This window comes from Microbulbifer variabilis ATCC 700307 (genome assembly GCF_000380565.1).
Taxonomy (GTDB): Bacteria; Pseudomonadota; Gammaproteobacteria; order Pseudomonadales; family Cellvibrionaceae; genus Microbulbifer; species Microbulbifer variabilis.
On record NZ_AQYJ01000024.1, the window covers coordinates 96,744 to 116,349 of the forward strand.

The window sequence follows — 19,606 nt, forward strand, 5'->3', positions numbered from 1 at the left end:
TGTAGAGACGCGAGATGAAGACAGGAGCGGTCGTTTTGAAGTGGACCTCGGGACTATTGGTTGGGATGGGGCTGGCCCTGGCCGCCTGCGCACAGGAGCCCGGTCATGGTGACAATGCGGATGCACAGAAATTCGTAGAGTACATGGTGGAAGAGCACCAATTTGACCGCAAAGAGCTGCAGGAATTAATGCGTGAGGCCAAGCGCAAAGACTCGATACTCAAGGCAATCAGGCGCCCGGCTGAAAAAGCCAAGCCCTGGTATGAATACCGCAAGCTATTTCTGACCCCACAGAGCATCGCCGGTGGTGTTGATTTCTGGGATAAGAACAAGGAAGCCCTGGCTGAAGCCGAGAACAAATACGGTGTGCCGGCTGAAATGATCGTTGCCATCATCGGTATCGAAACCCGCTACGGTGGCAATATGGGAGGCTACCGGGTGCTGGATGCGCTTTCTACACTGGCTTTCAATTACCCACGCCGCTCACAGTTTTTTACCAAAGAGCTGGAAAATTACCTGCTTCTGACCCGGGATCAGGAAATGGACCCCCTTGCACTTAGGGGCTCCTATGCTGGTGCAATGGGGTACGGGCAATTTATGCCTTCGAGCTACCGTGCCTATGCCGTGGACTTCAGCAATGACGGCAAGGTGGATATCTGGAATAACACTACTGACGCTATTGGTAGTGTGGCTAACTATCTAGCCAAACATGGCTGGAAACCCGGTGAGCCGGTTACCGTGCTGGCGAGCCCGCGCCCCAATGCGGATATGACAATCGTCAATGACACCCTGTTGCCAGAGTGGACTGTGGGAGAGCTGGCAGAAAAAGGCTTCAACGCGACGAGTCAGGTTGCTCCGGAAATGCCGGCAATTGTCTTCTCCCTGCAGACAGAGCAGGGCAAGCAGTACTGGTTGGGGCTCAATAATTTTTCCACCATTACCACTTATAACCGCAGCCGCCTCTACGCTATGGCGGTAAATGAATTGGCTCAGGAAATCGTCAAAGCGCGTGGAGGGAAATCCTAGGCAGAGCTTAATAGCCGCATACCGGCAAAAACTGCCAGTATCGTGGAACCAATGGCGCCACCTGTAATCAAAAACTTTCTATTTTATTAAGTAGTTTCAGATAATAGCGGCTTGGAGACGGCAACTAGTGGTTGCCGCGCGCCGGGGGGATTATGTTTCAGTGCAGTTTGCGGCGTGGGGCCCTCCTCGCCGCTTTATTCTTGATGGCCTGTGGGGGGCCGCAAACCCAGCCGGGTAAGCAAGCCGATTCAGATTTCGACAGCGTTGAGGATAGTGGTCCAGCAGCCCCGGTGGATATGCTGGCTACACCTGAACCAACTCCTGTACGCGAGCCCATTGGCCCAGCCGGAAACAAATCTCCCTACAAAGTAAGGGGCGTTACTTACCATGTGCGCAGTGCGGTCAAAGGTTATAAGGAGAGGGGCCAAGCCTCCTGGTATGGCACCAAGTTCCATGGCCGCCGTACTGCCAATGGGGAAATCTACAACATGTACGCCATGTCCGCGGCGCACAAAACTTTGCCACTACCCAGTTATGCCAAGGTAACCAACCTGGATAATGGCCGCAGTATTATTGTGCGCGTAAATGATCGTGGCCCCTTTGTGCATGGGCGTATTATCGACCTAAGTTATACTGCCGCTCAGAAGTTGGGGTATGTGGATAAGGGGATTGCACGGGTTGAGGTAGAAGCGCTGGACCCGGCCTCTCTGCCACCTGTGACTGAAACTATACTGGCCGGTGACGTTACACGTAGCCTGCCGCAGGATACGACGATTCAGTTACCGGAAAATACCTTTCTTCAGGTTGGTGCATACCGTAATGCCAGCCAGGCGGAGAAGATCCGTGCACAGCTGACGGCTTCAATTGACTATCCTGTTTCTGTCAGTCCTGTAACGCGTAGTGGCAAGACATTTTATCGGGTGCGTATTGGGCCAATTTCTCAGCAGAGGGCTCTGGCTACCGCTCGGGAAACCGTGCAGAAGAACCAGTTGGGTGATCCCCAGGTGGTATATGAATAAATAGCCAAGTCTGATGTTTCAACGAGCCCTGCACTAGGCTCTGGCAGTCAGCGACCGCTACTATAGGTGACGGTCAGTTGAATAGCCGTTTACAAAATACTGCGCAATGGCGCGAATTTTCTTGTATTTTGTCAACATTCCTGGCTGACGGCATTTGGTGACAGACCATGGTCGTGTATTAATCTTTTAAAATGAATATTGGGTTAACAGCCAGCCTACGAACACGAGGATTAACGAGACTCTCACCTATGATCACACGGATTATCGCCTGCTCTTTCCTGTTGCTTTGTGCGGGCCTGGCCCAGGCGCAATCACTCATTCCGGCTCCGCCCCAGCTGGCGGCCACCTCGTACCTACTTGTGGATGCCAATACCGGCCAGGTGTTGGTAGAGCACGAAGCGGATAAAGAGGTGCCCCCCGCTAGTCTTACCAAAATGATGACGGCCTACATTGTCTCGGAAGAGATGCTCAAAGGCAGTATCAAAGAAGATGACAAAGTGCGTATCTCCGAGAAAGCCTGGCGGAAGGGCGGCTCGAAGATGTTCGTCAAGGTTGGCGACCAGGTTCCAGTTATGGACCTGATGCGCGGAGTTATTATTCAATCCGGAAACGACGCCAGTATTGCCCTGGCGGAGCATGTCTCTGGTAGTGAAGAAGTGTTTGCTGAGGTAATGAACCAGCAGGCAGAACTTCTGGGTATGGAAAATACCAATTTTGTAAATGCCACTGGCTGGCCCGCTGAAGGGCATATGACTACTGCCCGTGATCTGGGCATCCTGGCCCGCGCGCTGATCGCCAATCACCCTGAGCACTACGATATCTACTCTGAAAAGTATTTCAGCTATTCCGGTATCAACCAGCCCAATCGCAATCGCCTGTTGTGGCGTGACTCTGCGGTAGATGGCATCAAGACCGGTCACACTGAAGAGGCCGGTTACTGCCTGGTGGCCTCTGCGATGAAGCGTGGTATGCGCTTGATTGCAATCGTGGTGGGTACTGACAGTGACGAGAAGCGGGCTTCGGAGACTCAGAAGCTGCTAGCTTACGGTTTTCGTTATTACCAGACCCACAAGGTGTACGGCCAGGGTGAAGTCCTGCAAACCGAGCGAGTGTGGGGTGGCAAGGAGCCCAACGTTGGTATCGCAGTGGAGAAGGATATCTTTGTCACTATCCCCCGCGGTGGTGAAGAGGGTATTAAAGCTGATCTGATTGTTGATGGTGAGCTGGAGGCTCCGATTAAGAAAGGCCAACCAGTGGGCAAAGTTGTTGTGACTCTGGATGGCCAGACAGTTGCCGATGTGAAAGCCGTAGCGGCGGAGGATGTGGAGCGCGCCGGTTTCTTTAAGCGGATGTGGGATTCCATCAAGCGCTTCGTGATCAGCTTCTTTAACTAACTTCACCAAGCTTATGAGATAGGGGTGGCTGTTAGCCACCCCTGGCCAGCTCCCCGAACTCTCTGCCTACTTCCCCCTGCCACTCCCTGTCCACTGCACACTGCTCGCTGTATAATCGCCGCCCGGCTGTGCCTAAGCTTCTTCTTAATACCTGACAGCCGGACCTCGGAGAGTGGTATGAGCCAAGACCCCAATCAGCAACCCCCGAAAATTGAGTTTCCCTGCGAAGACTATATGGTCAAAGTGGTGCGGGATGCCAATGACCAAGCGCACGAGTTTGTACTGGAAGTGATGCGTCGCCATGCCCCCGGGCTGGATGAAGATCGAATTACCCTGCGCAACAGTAGCACCGGTAAATTCACCTCAATGACATTCTTTATCCTCGCTACCGGTGAAGATCAGCTCAAAGCCCTGTTTGAAGAGTTGAAAGAGCACCCAGCGGTGCATATGGTGCTTTGATGACCGTTGTGCGCAACCTCGCCAAGCGAGATTACGAGACCGTCTGGCGCGCGATGTCTCGCTACACTGACCTCCGCGATGAAAATAGCTCTGATGAGATATGGTGTGTGGAGCACGAGCCTGTATTCACCCAAGGACAGGCCGGCAAAGCTGAACACCTGCTGAATACTGGTGATATCCCGGTAATTCAGGTGGATCGTGGTGGGCAGGTTACCTATCACGGCCCTGGGCAATTGGTAGTTTATCCACTTCTGGATTTGCGTCGGGCCAAAATTGGCGTGCGTGACCTTGTGACGGCACTGGAGAGCGCCACTGTCGCGATGCTTAAGGCCTTTGGCATTGCTGCCGCCCCCCGCGCTGATGCTCCCGGAGTGTATTTGACTGAGGGCGGCCCCCGCAGTGGTAGCAAGATTGCTTCCATTGGGCTGCGAGTACGCCGTGGTTGCAGCTTCCACGGTATCGCCATCAACATCGATATGGACTTGGCCCCCTTCCACCGGATTAATCCTTGTGGATACGCAGGTATGGAAATGGTGCAAATGGCCGAGTTACTGCAAGAGACACCTACTTGGAAGCAAGTGGCAGAAATTTTTGTGTGCGAATTGTTGCGCACGCTCGAGCTGCCTTCAGCAGAGTGGCAGCCACTAGACGAACACACTTTGGCGCAACTGAGCGCGGAACAGCAGGAATTAAGTAATGGCTGAAAAACCCGATCTGGTGCCGGTAAAGCGCACCCGCCGCCTCCAGCAGGGGGAAAAATTACGCGACGGTGATAAGGTCGAGCGTATCCCAGTCAAGGTAATTGCCAGTGATACCGTTTTGCGTAAGCCGGATTGGATTCGTGTAAAAGTCCCAGCCTCCAAAGAGGTGGACCGTATCAAGAACATATTGCGCTCGCAAAAGCTCTCCACAGTGTGTGAAGAGGCAAGCTGCCCAAATCTTGGGGAGTGCTTCAGTGGTGGTACAGCGACCTTTATGATCATGGGGGAGATTTGTACGCGCCGCTGCCCATTCTGCGATGTGGGCCACGGTAAACCCAATCCCCTCGATCCGGAAGAACCCAAAAATCTGGCTGAAGCCATTGCCGCCATGAGCCTGCGCTATGTAGTGATCACCTCGGTGGATCGTGATGATTTGCGCGATGGCGGTGCTGAGCATTTTGCGGAATGCATCCGTGAATCTCGCCAGCTGTCACCAGATCTGCAGGTGGAAATCCTGACTCCGGATTTTCGTGGCCGCATGGATGTTGCGCTGGATATTCTAGAGAAGGAGGCACCGGACGTATTTAACCACAACCTGGAGACTGTGCCCCGTTTATATCGGGAATCCCGTCCTGGAGCTAATTACAAATGGTCCCTGAAGTTGCTACAGGAATATAAAAAACGCCGCCCGGATGTACTAACCAAGTCTGGTTTGATGGTGGGCCTGGGTGAGGAAAAGGAAGAAATCTTCCAGGTAATGGATGATATGCGTGAGCACGATATCGATATGCTCACCATCGGCCAGTATTTACAGCCGAGCAAGGAGCATTTACCTGTACAGCGCTATGTCCACCCGGATGAGTTTGAAGAATATCGCCGCTATGCAGAACAAATCGGTTTCAAGCACGCAGCTTGTGGCCCGTTGGTGCGCTCTTCTTACCATGCGGATAAGCAGGCACACGGGGAGAAGGTAGGCTAGTGCAGACCAGGGGCAAGTGAAAATTTTTCATTTGCCCCTGGTAAATCTTTTGACTGAATACCTCTAAAGCTGTTTCTCTTCTTTTCTTACTTAAAATTCCGGACAGCATCTGTAAACTGTTAGAGTTTGTAGTTCACTCCTTCACATGCTTTCTTCTGTTTTTTCGCCTCTTCGTTTTCTAAGGTTTTATAAGCTATATCAATGGGCGTTTTATTTGGGGTAACAATAGTAAGAAATTTGATATTAATGTCTTTTAAAGTTGTGTATAGGTTTGTCTCTCTGTTTTAAATTGTTTATCAATTTGTATAGGTTTCTATCCTGGGAAAAAATTTAACATTTGTATGGCGGCAGGCTGCAAATATTTACACTAATTAGGGGTGCTCTAAAATCTGAAGTTTAATGTTTAAAAACATGTTGATTGCCTTATTAACTAGTGGCTCGGTTTTCTTAACTTCAGTGCTGCCGTTGCTAATCGTACAGTTGCCTAAGTCGACAAGTCACAGATTATTTCAACAAAATTATTGAGACTTCAATTTGGCGAACTTTCCTACCTACCTCACAGACTGATCAGTCTAATTTTATCTAATAAAAAATAACTGTTTTTAGGGTGGCACAAGGAATTGCACTAACCGCATATCTTCAGTAACTTTGGATGAATAATAAGGATAAGAAGATTCTGCCTTTCTTATGTGTTGCGACTGCCATACCTTAGTTCTGGTCTTAGCCAGGGCTGACGATAGTGGTAATTTAGTTCTAAACGGTAACTAGGGTAAATACTCTGGGCGCAACATACTGCACTGATATGGTACTTAGGTGCAGTAATAACACATCAGATCACAATAAACACAATAATGAGTGAGGAAAGCGATGACCCCGGAAGAACGATACGAAAAGGTGAAAGGCCTCCAGCCTCTGGAGCTCCTCTATAAGAGAGAGGCCGAAGAGCCAGAAACAGTATTTCTCCGCCAGATGCAGCGGCGTCAATGGAGAGAATACACATGGTATGAGGTGATGGACAAAGCCCGAAGGATTGCGGGTTACCTGCTTAGCCAATTTGAGCCTGGGGACCGTATCGCGATCCATGCCAAAAACTGTGCAGACTGGATTATCGTGGATGTAGGTATCATGCTGGCGGGGATGGTGAGCGTACCCCTATACCCTGGGCAGTCTGCGTCTTCCATGTCCTATGTCTTGCAGCACTCTGAGTCAAAACTACTTTTCTGTGGTGCCACGGATAACAATGCTGCATTGCAGGAAGTTGCAGACTCTCTGCCGAGTGTAGCGATTCAGCGTTGTGAGATTCATTGTGATCAGGAACTCGAAGCGGTTATAAACGCCAGTGAACGTTACGAGGAAAGCCCGGTATTCGATGAAGACGATCTCTTTACCATTATGTATACCTCTGGAACCACCGGCAATCCGAAGGGGGTTATGCACACCTGGTCTTCAGTAATTTTTGTTGTACCAAATATGATTCGGGGTTACGGGTTTAATGAGGCTGATCGTGTTCTCTCTTATTTACCACTGGCCCATGCTGCAGAGCGTATCCTGGTAGAATTTCACTGCCTCTACTCGGGTACCCCGGTGCATTTTCCCGAATCCCTGGATACGTTCCTTGAGGATTTGCAGCGTACTCGACCCACGATGTTCTTTTCAGTCCCCAGACTATGGACCAAGTTTAAAGAGGGTATAGATGAAAAAATTCCACCAGCATTACAAAATGTTTTACTGCGCATACCAGGATTGAGCAGCTGGCTAAAAAATAAGGTGCGTACAGGTCTTGGTCTGGACCAGGCGAGAATGCTGGTAACAGGAGCCTCGCCTATTTCTATTGAGTTGTTGCGCTGGTATGAGCGTATGGGAATGCAGATTGCCGATGGCTATGGCATGACAGAAAACTTTATCTATGGTTGCTTTGTGTTGCCGGGGGAGGAGCCAGTACCGGGTACGGTAGGCAAAACATACCATGGCTGTGAGTTGAAGATTTCTGATGAGGGAGAAATATTATTCAAGAGTGGCTCCCTCATGAAAGGCTACTACCTGGAGCCTGAGAAAACAGCGGAAGTTATCCGTGACGGCTATTACCATACCGGAGACTCGGGCTATATTGATGGGGATGGGCTGTTACATATTACCGGCCGAATTTCTGAGACTTTTAAAACCAGTAAAGGAAAATTTATTCAGCCCAGTCGCCTAGAGGGGCACTTTGGGAATGAGACACTTCTGGCGCAACTTTGTGTGCTTGGTCATGGAATGGATCAGCCGGTAATGTTGGCAACACTATCTGAAACTGCAGAAAAAATGCCTCGTACCGAAGTCAATGAACAGCTCCAAAGAATATTGGAGACAGTAAATGAACGCTTGCCTCATCACGAACGCATCAAGACTATATTTATCTGCAAAGAGGAGTGGACTCCACTAAATGAGTTCTTAACTCCCACCTTGAAGATTAAACGTAAAGTATTGGATGCCCACTACCAGTATCTATTTAAGCAGTTTGCAGATGTGGAAGGTATTGTGTGGGAGACACGAGATAGTGATAGCACTCAGAAAACAAAGGCTGATTTGCAGGCGGTGAATTGAATTTGGCTAAGACATAAACTTAGAAGCCAACATATATATGCAAAAAAGCCCGGCAATCTATTATTGTCGGGCTTTTTTTACGAATGACTTTCGATGATCAATTTAATGAGTGTAACTCAGGCAGTTGTTTGTGTTGCCAGTGTGGCCAACTTCAATACTTTCAGCGGAGCATTCGAAATCGTCATTGAACTTACAGTCTTCCATTTTGCATGCGCCAACGCCGGCAGTGCGAGAGCTGCTAGTATGTTTCGAGTTGGTAAAGAATGTATCGCAATCGGGATCTGTCCCGTGGCCAATAGTGATAGCTCTGGCATGGCAGCCATCGTCAGCATTGTAGGCACATTGAGTGGCGGCACACCTGCTGACTTCAGGCATATCTGTCGCGATAATCATGGCTGTCTTCTCCTGGTTGGTAAAAGGAGACTAGCCCAGCTTTCGGGTATGTCAACGAGAAACCTTAGATATTGTAAGGTAATAGAGAGGGGCACTCTTTTCTGTAAGAGAGAAACTCTTCCAGGAAGCGGGCCTGACAATAACAGTCAATAACTTTCTTATATGAAACAATCTGTTGCTATGCCTTAGAGCAGTTATTCTCAGCCTCCCAGGCCATTAGCAGTAGTTCCTCTGTCTCTCCGGGCAATGTGACCCTCTTTTCAGTTTTGAGTCCGATTTTTTCCAGAAGCTTTATTGAGGGTGTATTATCTGGTCGAGTGATTGCGACAATACGCAACAGGCCTAAGGCTTTTTGGCCGTGGAGCATTATGGCCTGTGAGGCCTCCAGGGCATAGCCTTTGCCCCGGTACTGCGGCAGGAAAGCGAAGCCGATATCCACATCATCTAGACCATTACGCCTGATCAGGCCACAGATGCCGATTGCAGTTCCATCTTTGAGCTCCACTTTATAAAGGCCAAAACCATGCTGTCGGTACATAGACACGGGGCCGTTCTCGATATATTGGCGAGCCTGCTCAAGGTTACGCACACCTCGATCACCAATATTCTGTAAAAAGTCGGAGTCGTTGAGCAGGTTGAGCATCAGCTCTGCATCATCATTTCCTAGCTCGAGTAAAACCAGATTGGGCGTTTTAATTTGGAACATTCAGGGCGCACAGTTATATTGAGTTGAACACTTATTTTGCCTTGGCAGTCAGCAGTTGGCGAGAGTTGAGTCTGGCTGTTTCGAAGAAGGGCGTGGAGAGAAGAGTGTGCCTCCCAGTTGGGAGGCACATAAACATAAAGGCTATCGCAGGACTAGAAGCGGTAGGTTACGTTGACGGAAGCCGACTCTGCCGTTGGGCGAGAAGTCACATTCGCGCTCAGTGCAATAGACTCAGCGGCTTGCCAGCGAATACCGGCGATCAGGCCCATACCGTCGTCGAACAGGCCCTGATCTACGCTAGAGTAGCTGGGCATGGCATTCATATTGCCCGCCATGGACTTAACACCAACTTCCAGAGTGTCTTCGTCGGTACCACGAGTATCTTCATACCAGAGCTGGGCGTAGGCGTTAACGGTATTCCAGCTCTTATTGGCAAAGGCGCCAAAACGCATGGTGGTGTAACGACGTTCCTGGTCTCCATAGTTCATACCCAGCGGGTCAAACTCGTTGCCATTCAAGTCGCTATAGGTGAAGCCCTCAATCGCGTCTTCGGTATAGCCATCCACTTCCATAGTTGCACGAGTTAAACCAACAAAGGGGCCGAACTGGAAGCTGGAGTAACTGAACAGATTGGCACCTGCAGTTAAACTCAGGGTGGTGTTTTCTCCGGAAGTATCTCCTTCCAGTTCTGAGGAGAAGCTATTGCCAAGAGCCAGGGCGCGGTTCACCTGGTCGAAGTCCACGTCCGTCAGGGTGGCGCTACCTTCTACGAAGAAGATATCGTGGTGGAAGCGGCCGAACAGGCTGTAGTTAGTGGAAGTGGACTCGATATCGGAGCGGGCGTTGTCCACATCAATATCGGAGCGGCTCACTGCCAAACCTAGTTCGAGATTGTCGCGCAGGGCGTAGGTCATTCCCATCAGGTTAGCATTGCTATCTCCGCTCATATCTGCGGCAAAACCGTTATCGTAATCAATGTCACCGAAGACGCTGCCCACAAACACGCCAGTTTGGGCTTGGCTATAACGAACACCGGCCAGGTTTTCATCCAGGCTGTTGGTGTGAGTGCGGGCCGCCTGGGCACCGATATCAGGCAACTGACCGGCAACCTGGGCCGCGTTAACGATAGCGGTGTAGTAGTCGGCGAGTACCTGCTGACCAACTTGCGTCGGGTGTACTGTATCGTTGAATATCAGTTTGGAGGCGTCAGCAGTATCCTGGCTGATTCCGTAAACCGGGTGCTCAATACATTCACCACCGCTACCGTCGTAACAGTACTGGCTTTGGTCGAACTCAGCGGAAAGGCCCAGCTGGCCGGCGTTTTCCAGTGCCACCTTGAGCAAGCCGGCCTGATCGACCATCAGCACGCCATCAATATCTTTGGCTTGTGCTAGCAGGCTGGCGTTAAAGGCTTCGGAGGCTGCGCTGGCTTGCTGTAAAGAAGATTCCAGCTTTGCATCAGCCTGTTCCTGAGTCATGAGGCCTGCTTCTACAGCAGTATTTAAATCAGCGGTAATCTTTGCATAAACAGCAGGTGTCTTACTGATATCGGGTACATTGGATACCAGAATATAGTTGGCGCCTGCACCAGACAGGGCTCCGGCTGCAGTTGCCAGCATGGCGGAAGCTATACCGATTTCAGCGGTAGCTTCTTCAATGCTCATCTCACCGGCAGCGAAACTACTAAAACCACTAAGCAGATCATTGCCGCCGCCATTGACCCAGTAGAGGGCATTGGCATCAGCTGTTCCAGAGGTGGTTTCCAGGTAACCACGGCCTAATGGGTGTGGGTTTCCAGAGGTACCGGTGGAGGCAACAATCGCTTGTAATGCCTGCCCGGCTTCATTTTTGGCTGCTTCCGCTTGCTTTCCTAGATCAACTGCTGCGGCCAAATCACCTTGTAATTGTGCAGTTTTCGCTTTAATTGCCAGTTGCTTAGCTTCTTCCTGCTTTAGAAGCAGTAGGCCCAAAAGCTCAGAATCTGGGTAGGCTGGACGGCCATCAGCTCCGACATGAGGCATCAGCGCACTGAGGACGTTGTGTCGGGCTGGGCTATCTTGCAATCCATTGGCTTCAAGGAAAGCTAAATAGTTCTCGGTGCCAATCACATTCATTAATACATCAGCAGCTTTGTGGCCACCTACAGCCCAAACACTACCGGCATTAAGCGCACCGCTGGTAACTTGCATTGAAACTGAGTCTTCAAGTTCCGCAGGGCTCAATGTTGGATCAACAGCTGGTAGGCAGAAAGGAGATTGCATTCCAGAGCAGGAAGCAGTCACAGGCCCCAGCCCCAGATTTTGAGAGAGGATGTTGATGGCAATATCGTTGGCATCACCACCATTGGTAAATACGTCGTAGTTGCCTACGTCGGTCAGACTGTCACCAAAGGCAATAACCTGGCTGAAAGCTGATTCCTCTGCAAAAGCAGAGGCGCTGGTCATGGTCGCAAGTGCAATAGCGGCCGCGAGGCTGCGCTTGACGTTGGGCATGGTTTTCTCCTAGTCGCGGTAATCGCACACCCAGAGGAAACATCGGGAGGAATCCAGAGGAAACAACGGTGTGCGTCTTTATTTTTTTTGTTCCTGTACCTCAAGGAAGCGTGGCAATACTAGCGGATTTGACCCAGACAATAAAATAAGTCACGGGCAAAGAGGCTGGCTGCTTGGTCACTTTAGGGATGAAGTGGCCTTGAGAGACACTCTACAAAAGTGGCGCAATAGTACTGGATGATTTTTTTTTGGTAAATACATCCTAACTTTAAAATTACTCACCTCGTTCTCCACATTGCACTTTATTTGCGTGAAGAGTCCTAAGGAGGTAAATAGGTACACTTGTATTGTACTTGTATTTTTTCTATCGCCAGGAGTTAGCTTAAAATGCACAGGTATGCAAGGACTTATCACTTGCTGATGTGTTTGAATTGAACTTAAAGGTGAAATGTTGGGCACCCGGCGACGAATCCAGATACCTCAGGATGAAATTCAATTGAGTGCTGTGCGTTCACAGGGCGCGGGAGGTCAAAATGTTAACAAGGTATCCAGTGCTATTCATTTGCGCTTTAATATCTATGAATCCTCGCTGCCAGAGAATATTAAACAGCGGCTTCTGCAAATAAGAGATAGGCGGATCTCCTCTGATGGCATTGTAGTAATCAAGGCCCAGACTTTCCGTACCCAGGAAAAAAACCGAGAGGATGCCCTCTCTCGGTTGCAACAGCTAATTGAGCAGGCTGCTGAAGTTCCAAAGCGGCGTATTCCTACCAAGCCCAGTCGCGGAGCAAAAGAGAGAAGGCTGCAAAGCAAAAATCGACGCTCTCAGGTAAAGGCGATGCGAGGAAAGATCAAAGAATAAGTTCACTTGTCAAAGTTTTTTTCATCGTTGATTGTGTGCAAAATTAATACTGCATGGCTATAGAATTGATTATTTTGAATTGAATTTAATACCTGTTTTTTCGCTAAATAGCCATTTGAATAAGAAATATAAACAAAGGAATTTTATGGGAGAGATTGAGCAGATTCTTGATTTCTTGATAGAGGTGGAAAAATTGAAAAGTGTTTTGCGTCAAACTCGGCCGGTCGGAATCAATCGTCGTGAAAATTCAGCTGAACATAGCTGGCATGTTTGTCTAGCTGCGCTGGCGTTAAAAGACTATGCCAATGAGGAGGTTGATATAGATCGAGTTATCAAAATGTTACTGATCCATGACCTGGGCGAAATAGATGCTGGCGATAAGATTATTTATTTTGCTGAGACTGATAAGCAAAAAGCCAATGAGAAACAGGGGATCGAACGCTTATTGGCTAAGTTGCCAGATGGCCTAAAGGCAGAGTGTCTGCATTTGTGGCAAGAATTTGAGGCTGGTGAAACAGCAGAGTCCCGGTTTGCTCGGGCGATTGATAGGGTGCCACCACTATTACAAAACTGCCATAATGAGGGGCACACGTGGAAGGAATATGAAATAAGTAAAAGCCAGGTATTTTCCCTAAATAGCCGAATTGGTGCGGGTAGTAAAGAGCTATGGGGAGTAATAAAGGGGAAACTAGACAGTGCAGTAGAGAAAGGCTTCCTAAAATAAGACGCCTTTCACTAGTGAAAATTACCAAGTTATTAGTGGTAAGGTGAGCTTGCAAGAACATCCTGGTACTCTGCTTGACGCTGGCCTAAGGCAAAAAGCAGGTCATTAATTTCAATCCCCAGCTCAGTGTGGCGTATTTTTAGTCGGGCAATATCTGCTAACAAGATAACCCTTTCATCCCGACTGGTTTCGTCAAGCACAATAAGAGCGCTCATCTCCGTAATGTCATCAAGGATGTGCTCACGCTCCAATTCCAGGTCGTGAATTGTTGCTTCGAGCTCTTTTACTGCGTTGTGCGCTACGAATATATCCTGGCCGGCCTCGTAACCGCGCAGGAACAAGCCTTCCAAGTCAGCTGGGCATACCCCATTGTAGTTTTCTCCAGAGCGCCCCTCGGCAAAGCCGCGCAGCTCTGTGCAAAATAGCCCTAACCCCTCATCGCGACCACTGCGATAGGCACCGGTATTAAGCTGTACACCATGTTTCGCGCAGGCTTCACGACGCCGGCCCATATACCCTAAATCCTTGCCCGCTGCACCGTCCTCAAAGCCTACTGCTTGCCAATCCGCCATTTGGCACTCATCTTTACTCATTGTGGCGCAGCCCGTAATCAGAAGTGAGAGGGAGGCGAGAAGGATTCCATATCTTAACTGCACAGTTGCTTCCTGTTGTCTGGTTGTTAATAGAGCTTACTGACTGGAACCTGACTGTAGGCTGAAGATATGAAGAAAACCTCTGGCAGATTATTTTGATGGTGGGCTTGGTGGTCTCAGTAGAAGAGTGGGGTAGAGCGGTAGCTCGCCTATATCGTTCTTCCAGGTTTCAAGCGGAGATGTAGCGTCAGGGGTTTATTCAAGTTGGTTGTTACGGAGTTAGTCCATTGTCCGTATTGGTGTTGCCGATTGTCCTGGAATTAATAAGTGTCAATATGCTTTGAGTGCATCTTCACTGTCAGGTAATGGAATGTAGCAGAAGAGTTGCTTATGCAATTTCAATAGTCGTTAAATTTACTTCTCTCTATTGAATGCCTCGTCTCAAAGTAGTAGGTCACAATAAGTCCCCATTTTATCTTGCCAATCTCGTTATATTCGAAGAAGTTTTACTTTTCGCTTATTGAGTATATTTTTTTACAGCAAAGATTTCATGATATTTTTTTATGAGATATGCCTAGTTCAAATTGCTATTAGTGGATTTTTTATATTCTTATTTTTTTTATCTTTTATCTTTTATCTTTCTTAAAATTTATGATTTATTTTTTGGTGATTACTGCTAAATTATTTCAGTATTTGTTTGTATGTGTTACGGTTTTAGTTGCCAGCTATTCGAGTTGGTTTTACTTGGCTCCTCCGCGTTTTCAAAATTTGAATAATAAAAATAAATCTGGATGACCTGTAGTATTTCCTTTTAAGTCAGGTTGCGTCTCCAAATTCAATAATTTGTATGTTATTTGAATGTTGTTGGTTTTCGGCATTGCTGTTTGTGCAAGATTTTTGCATGGGTGTACGGTGCCCGTCTGTGTTTTCTTGGGTTTTGCCGATTTGCGCAGGGGGCTAAATCAATGTGGAGAAGATAATGAAAAAAATGATTCGTACATCGCTAATAGGGTTCCTGGCAGTGCCTGGTATAGCCTTGGCGCAGGAGTTGTGGATAACCATTGGTAGTGATGGCTATCAAACCCTGAAAAAAAATAGTGCATTAATGTCAAAACAGCCGCTGGTTGCACAAGGAGAGCACAATGATATAACGATATTAAAGGTAGATGAGGGTAATTTATCCGATATTTCTACCATTATGCATAATAGCCACAATCGCTGTGGTGGCTTTATGGTACATGAATCACTGGAGGAGGCGCAGGCTGCGCAGCTTTCACCGCTAGTGAGTACGGTAGAGAGTGTTGCCAGTTATACGATTGATAATGCGGATGTGGTCAGTGCATTACAAGGAAAAATCTCAGAGGCAAATATTCGCTCGACTATTGAAACCCTGTCGAGCTTTACCAACCGCTATTACACAACGACAACCGGGGTGGATGCTGCCGAATGGATTCGGGATAAGTGGCAGGATCTAACCAGCTCAAGAAGTGATGCTTCAGCGCAACTTTACAATCACAGCTGGGCCCAGCCCTCAGTTATTCTCACTATTCAGGGACAGACAGATCCCGATGAGATAGTGGTTTTGGGGGCCCACCTGGATTCAACAGTAGGGTTTGGCACCGGGGAGGGTACACGAGCACCGGGTGCCGATGATGATGCCTCGGGTATTGCAACTTTGACCGATGTGATTAATGCAATAGTAGTTTCGGACTATAAGCCGGAAAAAACTCTGGCATTTATGGGGTATGCGGCTGAAGAAGTTGGGCTGCGTGGTTCCGATGATATAGCTACAGATTACAAGAACCAGAATAAGAACGTGATTGGTGTGCTACAGCTGGATATGACCAATTACTATGGTTCGAATAGCGATATTTATATTATCGGTGATTACACCAATGGTGCCCAGAACACATTCCTTAAAGATCTGGTGCAAACCTATCAGGGTGGCCTCAGTGTCGGCACTACTAACTGTGGTTATGCTTGTTCTGATCACGCTTCCTGGCACGATCAGGGGTATGCGGTTTCCTTCCCTTTTGAGGCGACTTTTAATGGTTCTAACCCATATATCCACACTGTAAATGACACTCTTGCTAATAGTGGTGGAGATGCCAATCATGCCGTGAAATTTGGCAAACTGGCGGCAGCCTATGTGGCGGAACTGGCCAAGGGGTATATTGGCAATGATCCTGGCCCTGACCCCGATCCAGATCCTGACCCCGATCCAGGCCAAGAGCAGACCCAAAGCTTCTCGGGCAACGTGTCGCGAGGTGGTGAGGAGCATTACGGGGCATTTAGTGTGACGCCTGGCACAAATTTTGTTGCGGATATGACGGGAACAAATGATGCCGATTTATATGTGCGTTTTGGGGCTGCACCCACCTGGCGTTATTACGATTGCAGGCCCTACGAAAATGGCTCTGATGAGAACTGTACTTTACAGGTGCCAAATGGTGATAGCGAAGCTTACATCATGGTTCGAGGCTATAGTCGTCAAACGTCCAGTTTTGAATTGAATGTAACCCATACCCCGCAATAATGGCGAGTGGCCTGGGAGTGTTTCTTCTCTGGGTATGTGAATCCTATCAATAATATTTACTGGAAAATTGAAAATTTGACACACCTGGCAGCAATGACCATTAGTCAGGTGTGTCAACTATTAACATAAATAAATTTAAACGCCATGAGTTTTGGTTTCCAGAGTAACTGTTGTCTAATCAGGCGAGGGAAAATGTCAAAAATTGAGAGACTTTTAGCACTGACGCGAAAATTTTCAGAGATAAGGGTAGGCTGATATATTCCCATAGCAAAAAAGTGCTCTGTAGGTCTCAGTGCGCGCAAGAATAATACTGCTCATCACTATTCAAGGTTATCCAGTGGTGTGCTGTCCAAATTAATAATGAAAAGAGAGGACGGGCAACATGCAAACCTATTTGCTAAGACCTTTGTCGCTGGCAATCGCTGTCGTACTTACGGCTCCAGGCGTCTTAGCCCAGGAGCAAAGCGAGCAGCCCCCGGCTGTCGATGACCGGGCGATGGAAGAGGTGATTACTACCGGTACACGCAAGGAGGGTGTCTCTCCCACAGAAACTCTGTCCCCAGTCGATGTGGTCGGTGGTGATAAACTGGCTGATCAGGCCAGTTTCGATCTGACAGAGTCTCTGGCAAAAATTGCCCCTTCCTTTAATACCCAGCGTTTCCCAATTGCGGATGGAACAGCATTTATTCGTCCGGTGACCCTGCGCAACTTATCTCCGGACCAGACACTGGTGCTGGTTAACGGTACACGTAGACACCGTTCAGCCCTTGTAAACTTACAACTTGCTCCGCTGGGAACGGTTAACCAAGGTGCTCAGGCTGTGGATTTTTCTACGCTGCCATCTATGGCCATAGAAAGGATAGAAGTACTGCGTGATGGCGCCTCGGCCCAATATGGCTCTGACGCTATTGCCGGAGTAGTGAATATTATCTTAAAGGATGATGCAGAAGGTTTCGGCTTTTCTGCACAAACTGGTGAGTATTTTGAAGGAGATGGGGCTCGTAACAGCTTGGCGGCCAATGCAGGCTTTAATCTCTGGGATAAGGGCTTTGTCAATGGCACTGTGGAATATTCCAAGGCCGATAAAACCTGGCGCGGCGTCGCTCGTCCTGATGCCGAGTTTGTCGGATCTGTGGTTGGAGAGGACCTGGTGCCGCTCGACGGGCTTGGCCAGCGCTGGGGTGATCCAGATGTGGAGACATTGAAATTTTTTGTAAACAGCGGCCTGGATATTAATGATGATGTCGAGCTGTACGGAAATTTTGGTTACTCAACCAACGAAACTATTTCAGACTTCTTCTATCGTGGCCCAGTACTTGACCCGGAACATCAATTTACCGCTCGCGGTACTTTACAGGTGGATATGCCCAGTGATCCTAATGACCCTGGAAGTGTCGACTATTTGCCAGATCCGGCACCACAGTCGTTGATTGATTACATTATCGGCCAGGGGTTAAACCCATCCGATTATTTGGTAGCCGATAATTCCAGCCCCAGTGGATATGTGTTGCGCAACCCCATCTACACCCAGTTCCCTGGCGGCTATAACCCCCAGTTCGGTGCAGAAATTCATGATATTTCCGCCGTGGTAGGTGCTCGAGGCGAAATGCAAAATGGACTGACCTGGGACCTGCGCGTGCGGGTTGCGGAGAATGAGGTGGAATATGTACTGAAAGATTCTATAAACCCTAGCCTCGGTTTATTGTCGCCCACCAGTTTCAAGCCGGGCACTCTTACCCAGGAAGAGTCCAGCCTTAATGCGGATTTTGTGAAACCTGTGGATTTGGCTTTTTTAGATTCGCCGCTTAACGTGGCCTTTGGTGCTGAGTGGAGAGAGGAAACCTATTCAATTGGCGCAGGTGATTCTGCTTCCACTGAAGTGGGCCCGACTGCGGCCCATTTTGGCGTCGGCTCGGATGGATTTCAGGGTTTCCCCACTGAGGCTGTCGGCAGTTACAGTAGTGAGAGTATTGCCGCCTATATTGACCTTGAAGCGGACGTAACTGATGCACTGACGCTAGGTACGGCACTACGCCTTGAAGAATATGATGAGTTTGGGTCTACCTCTGACTGGAAGATTTCAGCCCGCTATGACATCAATGAGCGTTTCGCCCTAAGGGGTACTGTAAATACTGGTTTCCGCGCGCCTACTCCCGGACAGGTAAACACCCTGAATGTCACGACAACTGCTGATTCCAGCGGTAATCTGATTCCGAATGGAACATACCCGGTGAGTCACCCGGTTGCTATGGCATTGGGCGCTGCAGAGTTAAGTCCAGAGGAATCCACCAGCTTTACCTTGGGGGCGGTTTTTTCACCGTTCGATAACACCAGCGTTACTGTCGATTACTACAACATCGATATCGAGGATCGGCTGGCCTTGCGCAACAATGCGATTGGTGATGCGGAAGTTGAACTCCTTCAGAGTGCGGGAGTTGAAAATGCGGCACTTCTGAGTGGTAGTAATGCGAACTATTTTGTCAACGCTTATGACTCTGAAATTTCGGGTATCGACTTGGCAGTTACCAGTGATTTTGAGGTGGCTGGCAATTTGTTAGTGGTAGATTTACGCCATAATCATAACCAGCAGGAAGTGAGTAATGTTGCAGAAAACACCATCAATGCCTCCAGGGTTTTTGACCTGGAAAACCAGGTGCCCAGTGATCGCACCACACTAACGTTGGATTTTGATACCGGAGATATATTCAGCGGTTATTTACGTCTGAATCGTTATAGCAGCTGGGAGTCAACAGGGGGGCTGTTTGGGCCGGGTGATGCTTCGGATACCTATAGCTATGGCAGCGAGATACTGGTGGACCTGGAGGCAACCTTCACGCTCTATGAGAATTACAAAATTGCCATCGGTGGTGAGAATATCTTTGATGTACAGCCTGATGACGAACAGGATGGAACCCTGCAGTTTCTGGGCGTAGACCAGGCATTGACCTCGCCTTTTGGTTTCAACGGCGGCTTCTGGTATTTACGTGCTAGTGCAGAGTTCTAAACAGTGGAAGTAAATAGTCTTTGGCTACTTTATTTTGTTAAGAGCTATACGTCGTAAGAGGCCATTGAAAGAAATAAACCCGGCACTTTTGCCGGGTTTATTTGTATGGTATTACATGAACGACATACCAAATATT

Annotated in this window: 15 protein-coding genes; 11 read left to right on the plus strand and 4 right to left on the minus strand. The window is 48.6% G+C overall.

Annotated elements, in window-relative coordinates; all coding sequences use genetic code 11:
* The first annotated feature begins 14 nt into the window (after positions 1-14).
* The 7 genes from mltB (at position 15) to G367_RS23315 (ending at position 8,160) form a co-directional block, all read left to right on the plus strand.
* Positions 15-1,025, plus strand: coding sequence for a lytic murein transglycosylase B (mltB, locus tag G367_RS0107305; protein WP_020412461.1), 1,011 nt, complete (start codon positions 15-17; stop codon positions 1,023-1,025).
* A gap of 152 nt (positions 1,026-1,177) precedes the next feature.
* A complete protein-coding gene (locus G367_RS26925; RefSeq protein ID WP_020412462.1) occupies positions 1,178-2,044 on the plus strand; it encodes a septal ring lytic transglycosylase RlpA family protein in 867 nt (288 codons plus the stop codon).
* A 248-nt stretch (positions 2,045-2,292) separates the two neighbouring features.
* Entirely contained in the window at positions 2,293-3,438 is a 1,146-nt protein-coding gene (locus G367_RS0107315) for a D-alanyl-D-alanine carboxypeptidase family protein (RefSeq protein WP_020412463.1), read from the plus strand.
* A gap of 177 nt (positions 3,439-3,615) precedes the next feature.
* Positions 3,616-3,897 carry an HP0495 family protein gene (locus tag G367_RS0107320; RefSeq protein ID WP_020412464.1) on the plus strand — a complete coding sequence of 94 codons (282 nt, stop codon included), beginning with the start codon at positions 3,616-3,618 and terminating at the stop codon, positions 3,895-3,897.
* Positions 3,897-4,601 carry a lipoyl(octanoyl) transferase LipB gene (lipB, locus tag G367_RS23310; RefSeq protein WP_020412465.1) on the plus strand — a complete coding sequence of 235 codons (705 nt, stop codon included), beginning with the start codon at positions 3,897-3,899 and terminating at the stop codon, positions 4,599-4,601. Before G367_RS0107320 ends, lipB begins: the two co-directional genes overlap by 1 nt.
* Positions 4,594-5,577 (plus strand): lipoyl synthase, encoded by a 984-nt coding sequence (gene lipA, locus G367_RS0107330; protein WP_020412466.1) that lies wholly within the window; start codon positions 4,594-4,596, stop codon positions 5,575-5,577. Before lipB ends, lipA begins: the two co-directional genes overlap by 8 nt.
* An 867-nt stretch (positions 5,578-6,444) precedes the next feature.
* Positions 6,445-8,160 carry an AMP-binding protein gene (locus G367_RS23315; protein WP_020412467.1) on the plus strand — a complete coding sequence of 572 codons (1,716 nt, stop codon included), beginning with the start codon at positions 6,445-6,447 and terminating at the stop codon, positions 8,158-8,160.
* Positions 8,161-8,262: 102 nt separating this feature from the next.
* On the opposite strand, the gene G367_RS0107340 is transcribed toward G367_RS23315, so the two are convergent.
* The 3 genes from G367_RS0107340 to G367_RS0107350 all read right to left on the minus strand — a co-directional run bounded on the left by G367_RS0107340 (position 8,263) and on the right by G367_RS0107350 (position 11,751).
* The gene (locus G367_RS0107340) at positions 8,263-8,553 is read right to left on the minus strand and encodes a DUF1540 domain-containing protein (protein ID WP_020412468.1); all 291 of its coding nucleotides are present in this window, start codon (positions 8,551-8,553) and stop codon (positions 8,263-8,265) included.
* Between the two features lie 178 nt (positions 8,554-8,731).
* The gene (locus G367_RS0107345) at positions 8,732-9,259 is read right to left on the minus strand and encodes a GNAT family N-acetyltransferase (protein WP_020412469.1); all 528 of its coding nucleotides are present in this window, start codon (positions 9,257-9,259) and stop codon (positions 8,732-8,734) included.
* A 152-nt stretch (positions 9,260-9,411) separates the two neighbouring features.
* Entirely contained in the window at positions 9,412-11,751 is a 2,340-nt protein-coding gene (locus G367_RS0107350; RefSeq protein WP_020412470.1) for an autotransporter outer membrane beta-barrel domain-containing protein, read from the minus strand.
* A gap of 448 nt (positions 11,752-12,199) precedes the next feature.
* Between G367_RS0107350 and arfB the strand changes: the two genes are divergently transcribed.
* Both arfB and G367_RS0107360 read left to right on the plus strand, forming a co-directional pair.
* A complete protein-coding gene (gene arfB, locus G367_RS0107355) occupies positions 12,200-12,613 on the plus strand; it encodes an alternative ribosome rescue aminoacyl-tRNA hydrolase ArfB (protein ID WP_020412471.1) in 414 nt (137 codons plus the stop codon).
* Positions 12,614-12,728: 115 nt separating this feature from the next.
* Entirely contained in the window at positions 12,729-13,337 is a 609-nt protein-coding gene (locus G367_RS0107360; protein ID WP_245556668.1) for an HD domain-containing protein, read from the plus strand.
* A 32-nt stretch (positions 13,338-13,369) separates the two neighbouring features.
* Here G367_RS0107360 and G367_RS0107365 read toward each other — a convergent pair whose 3' ends face one another.
* The gene (locus tag G367_RS0107365) at positions 13,370-13,993 is read right to left on the minus strand and encodes a DUF2799 domain-containing protein (protein WP_020412473.1); all 624 of its coding nucleotides are present in this window, start codon (positions 13,991-13,993) and stop codon (positions 13,370-13,372) included.
* Between the two features lie 916 nt (positions 13,994-14,909).
* On the opposite strand from G367_RS0107365, the gene G367_RS0107370 reads away from it, so the two are divergent.
* Together G367_RS0107370 and G367_RS0107375 are read left to right on the plus strand one after the other, a co-directional pair.
* Positions 14,910-16,466, plus strand: a complete 1,557-nt coding sequence (locus G367_RS0107370) for a M28 family peptidase (RefSeq protein ID WP_020412474.1) — start codon at positions 14,910-14,912, stop codon at positions 16,464-16,466.
* Between the two features lie 382 nt (positions 16,467-16,848).
* On the plus strand, positions 16,849-19,470 hold the full coding sequence (locus G367_RS0107375) for a TonB-dependent receptor plug domain-containing protein (protein ID WP_020412475.1): 2,622 nt from the start codon (positions 16,849-16,851) through the stop codon (positions 19,468-19,470).
* Positions 19,471-19,606 lie beyond the last annotated feature (136 nt).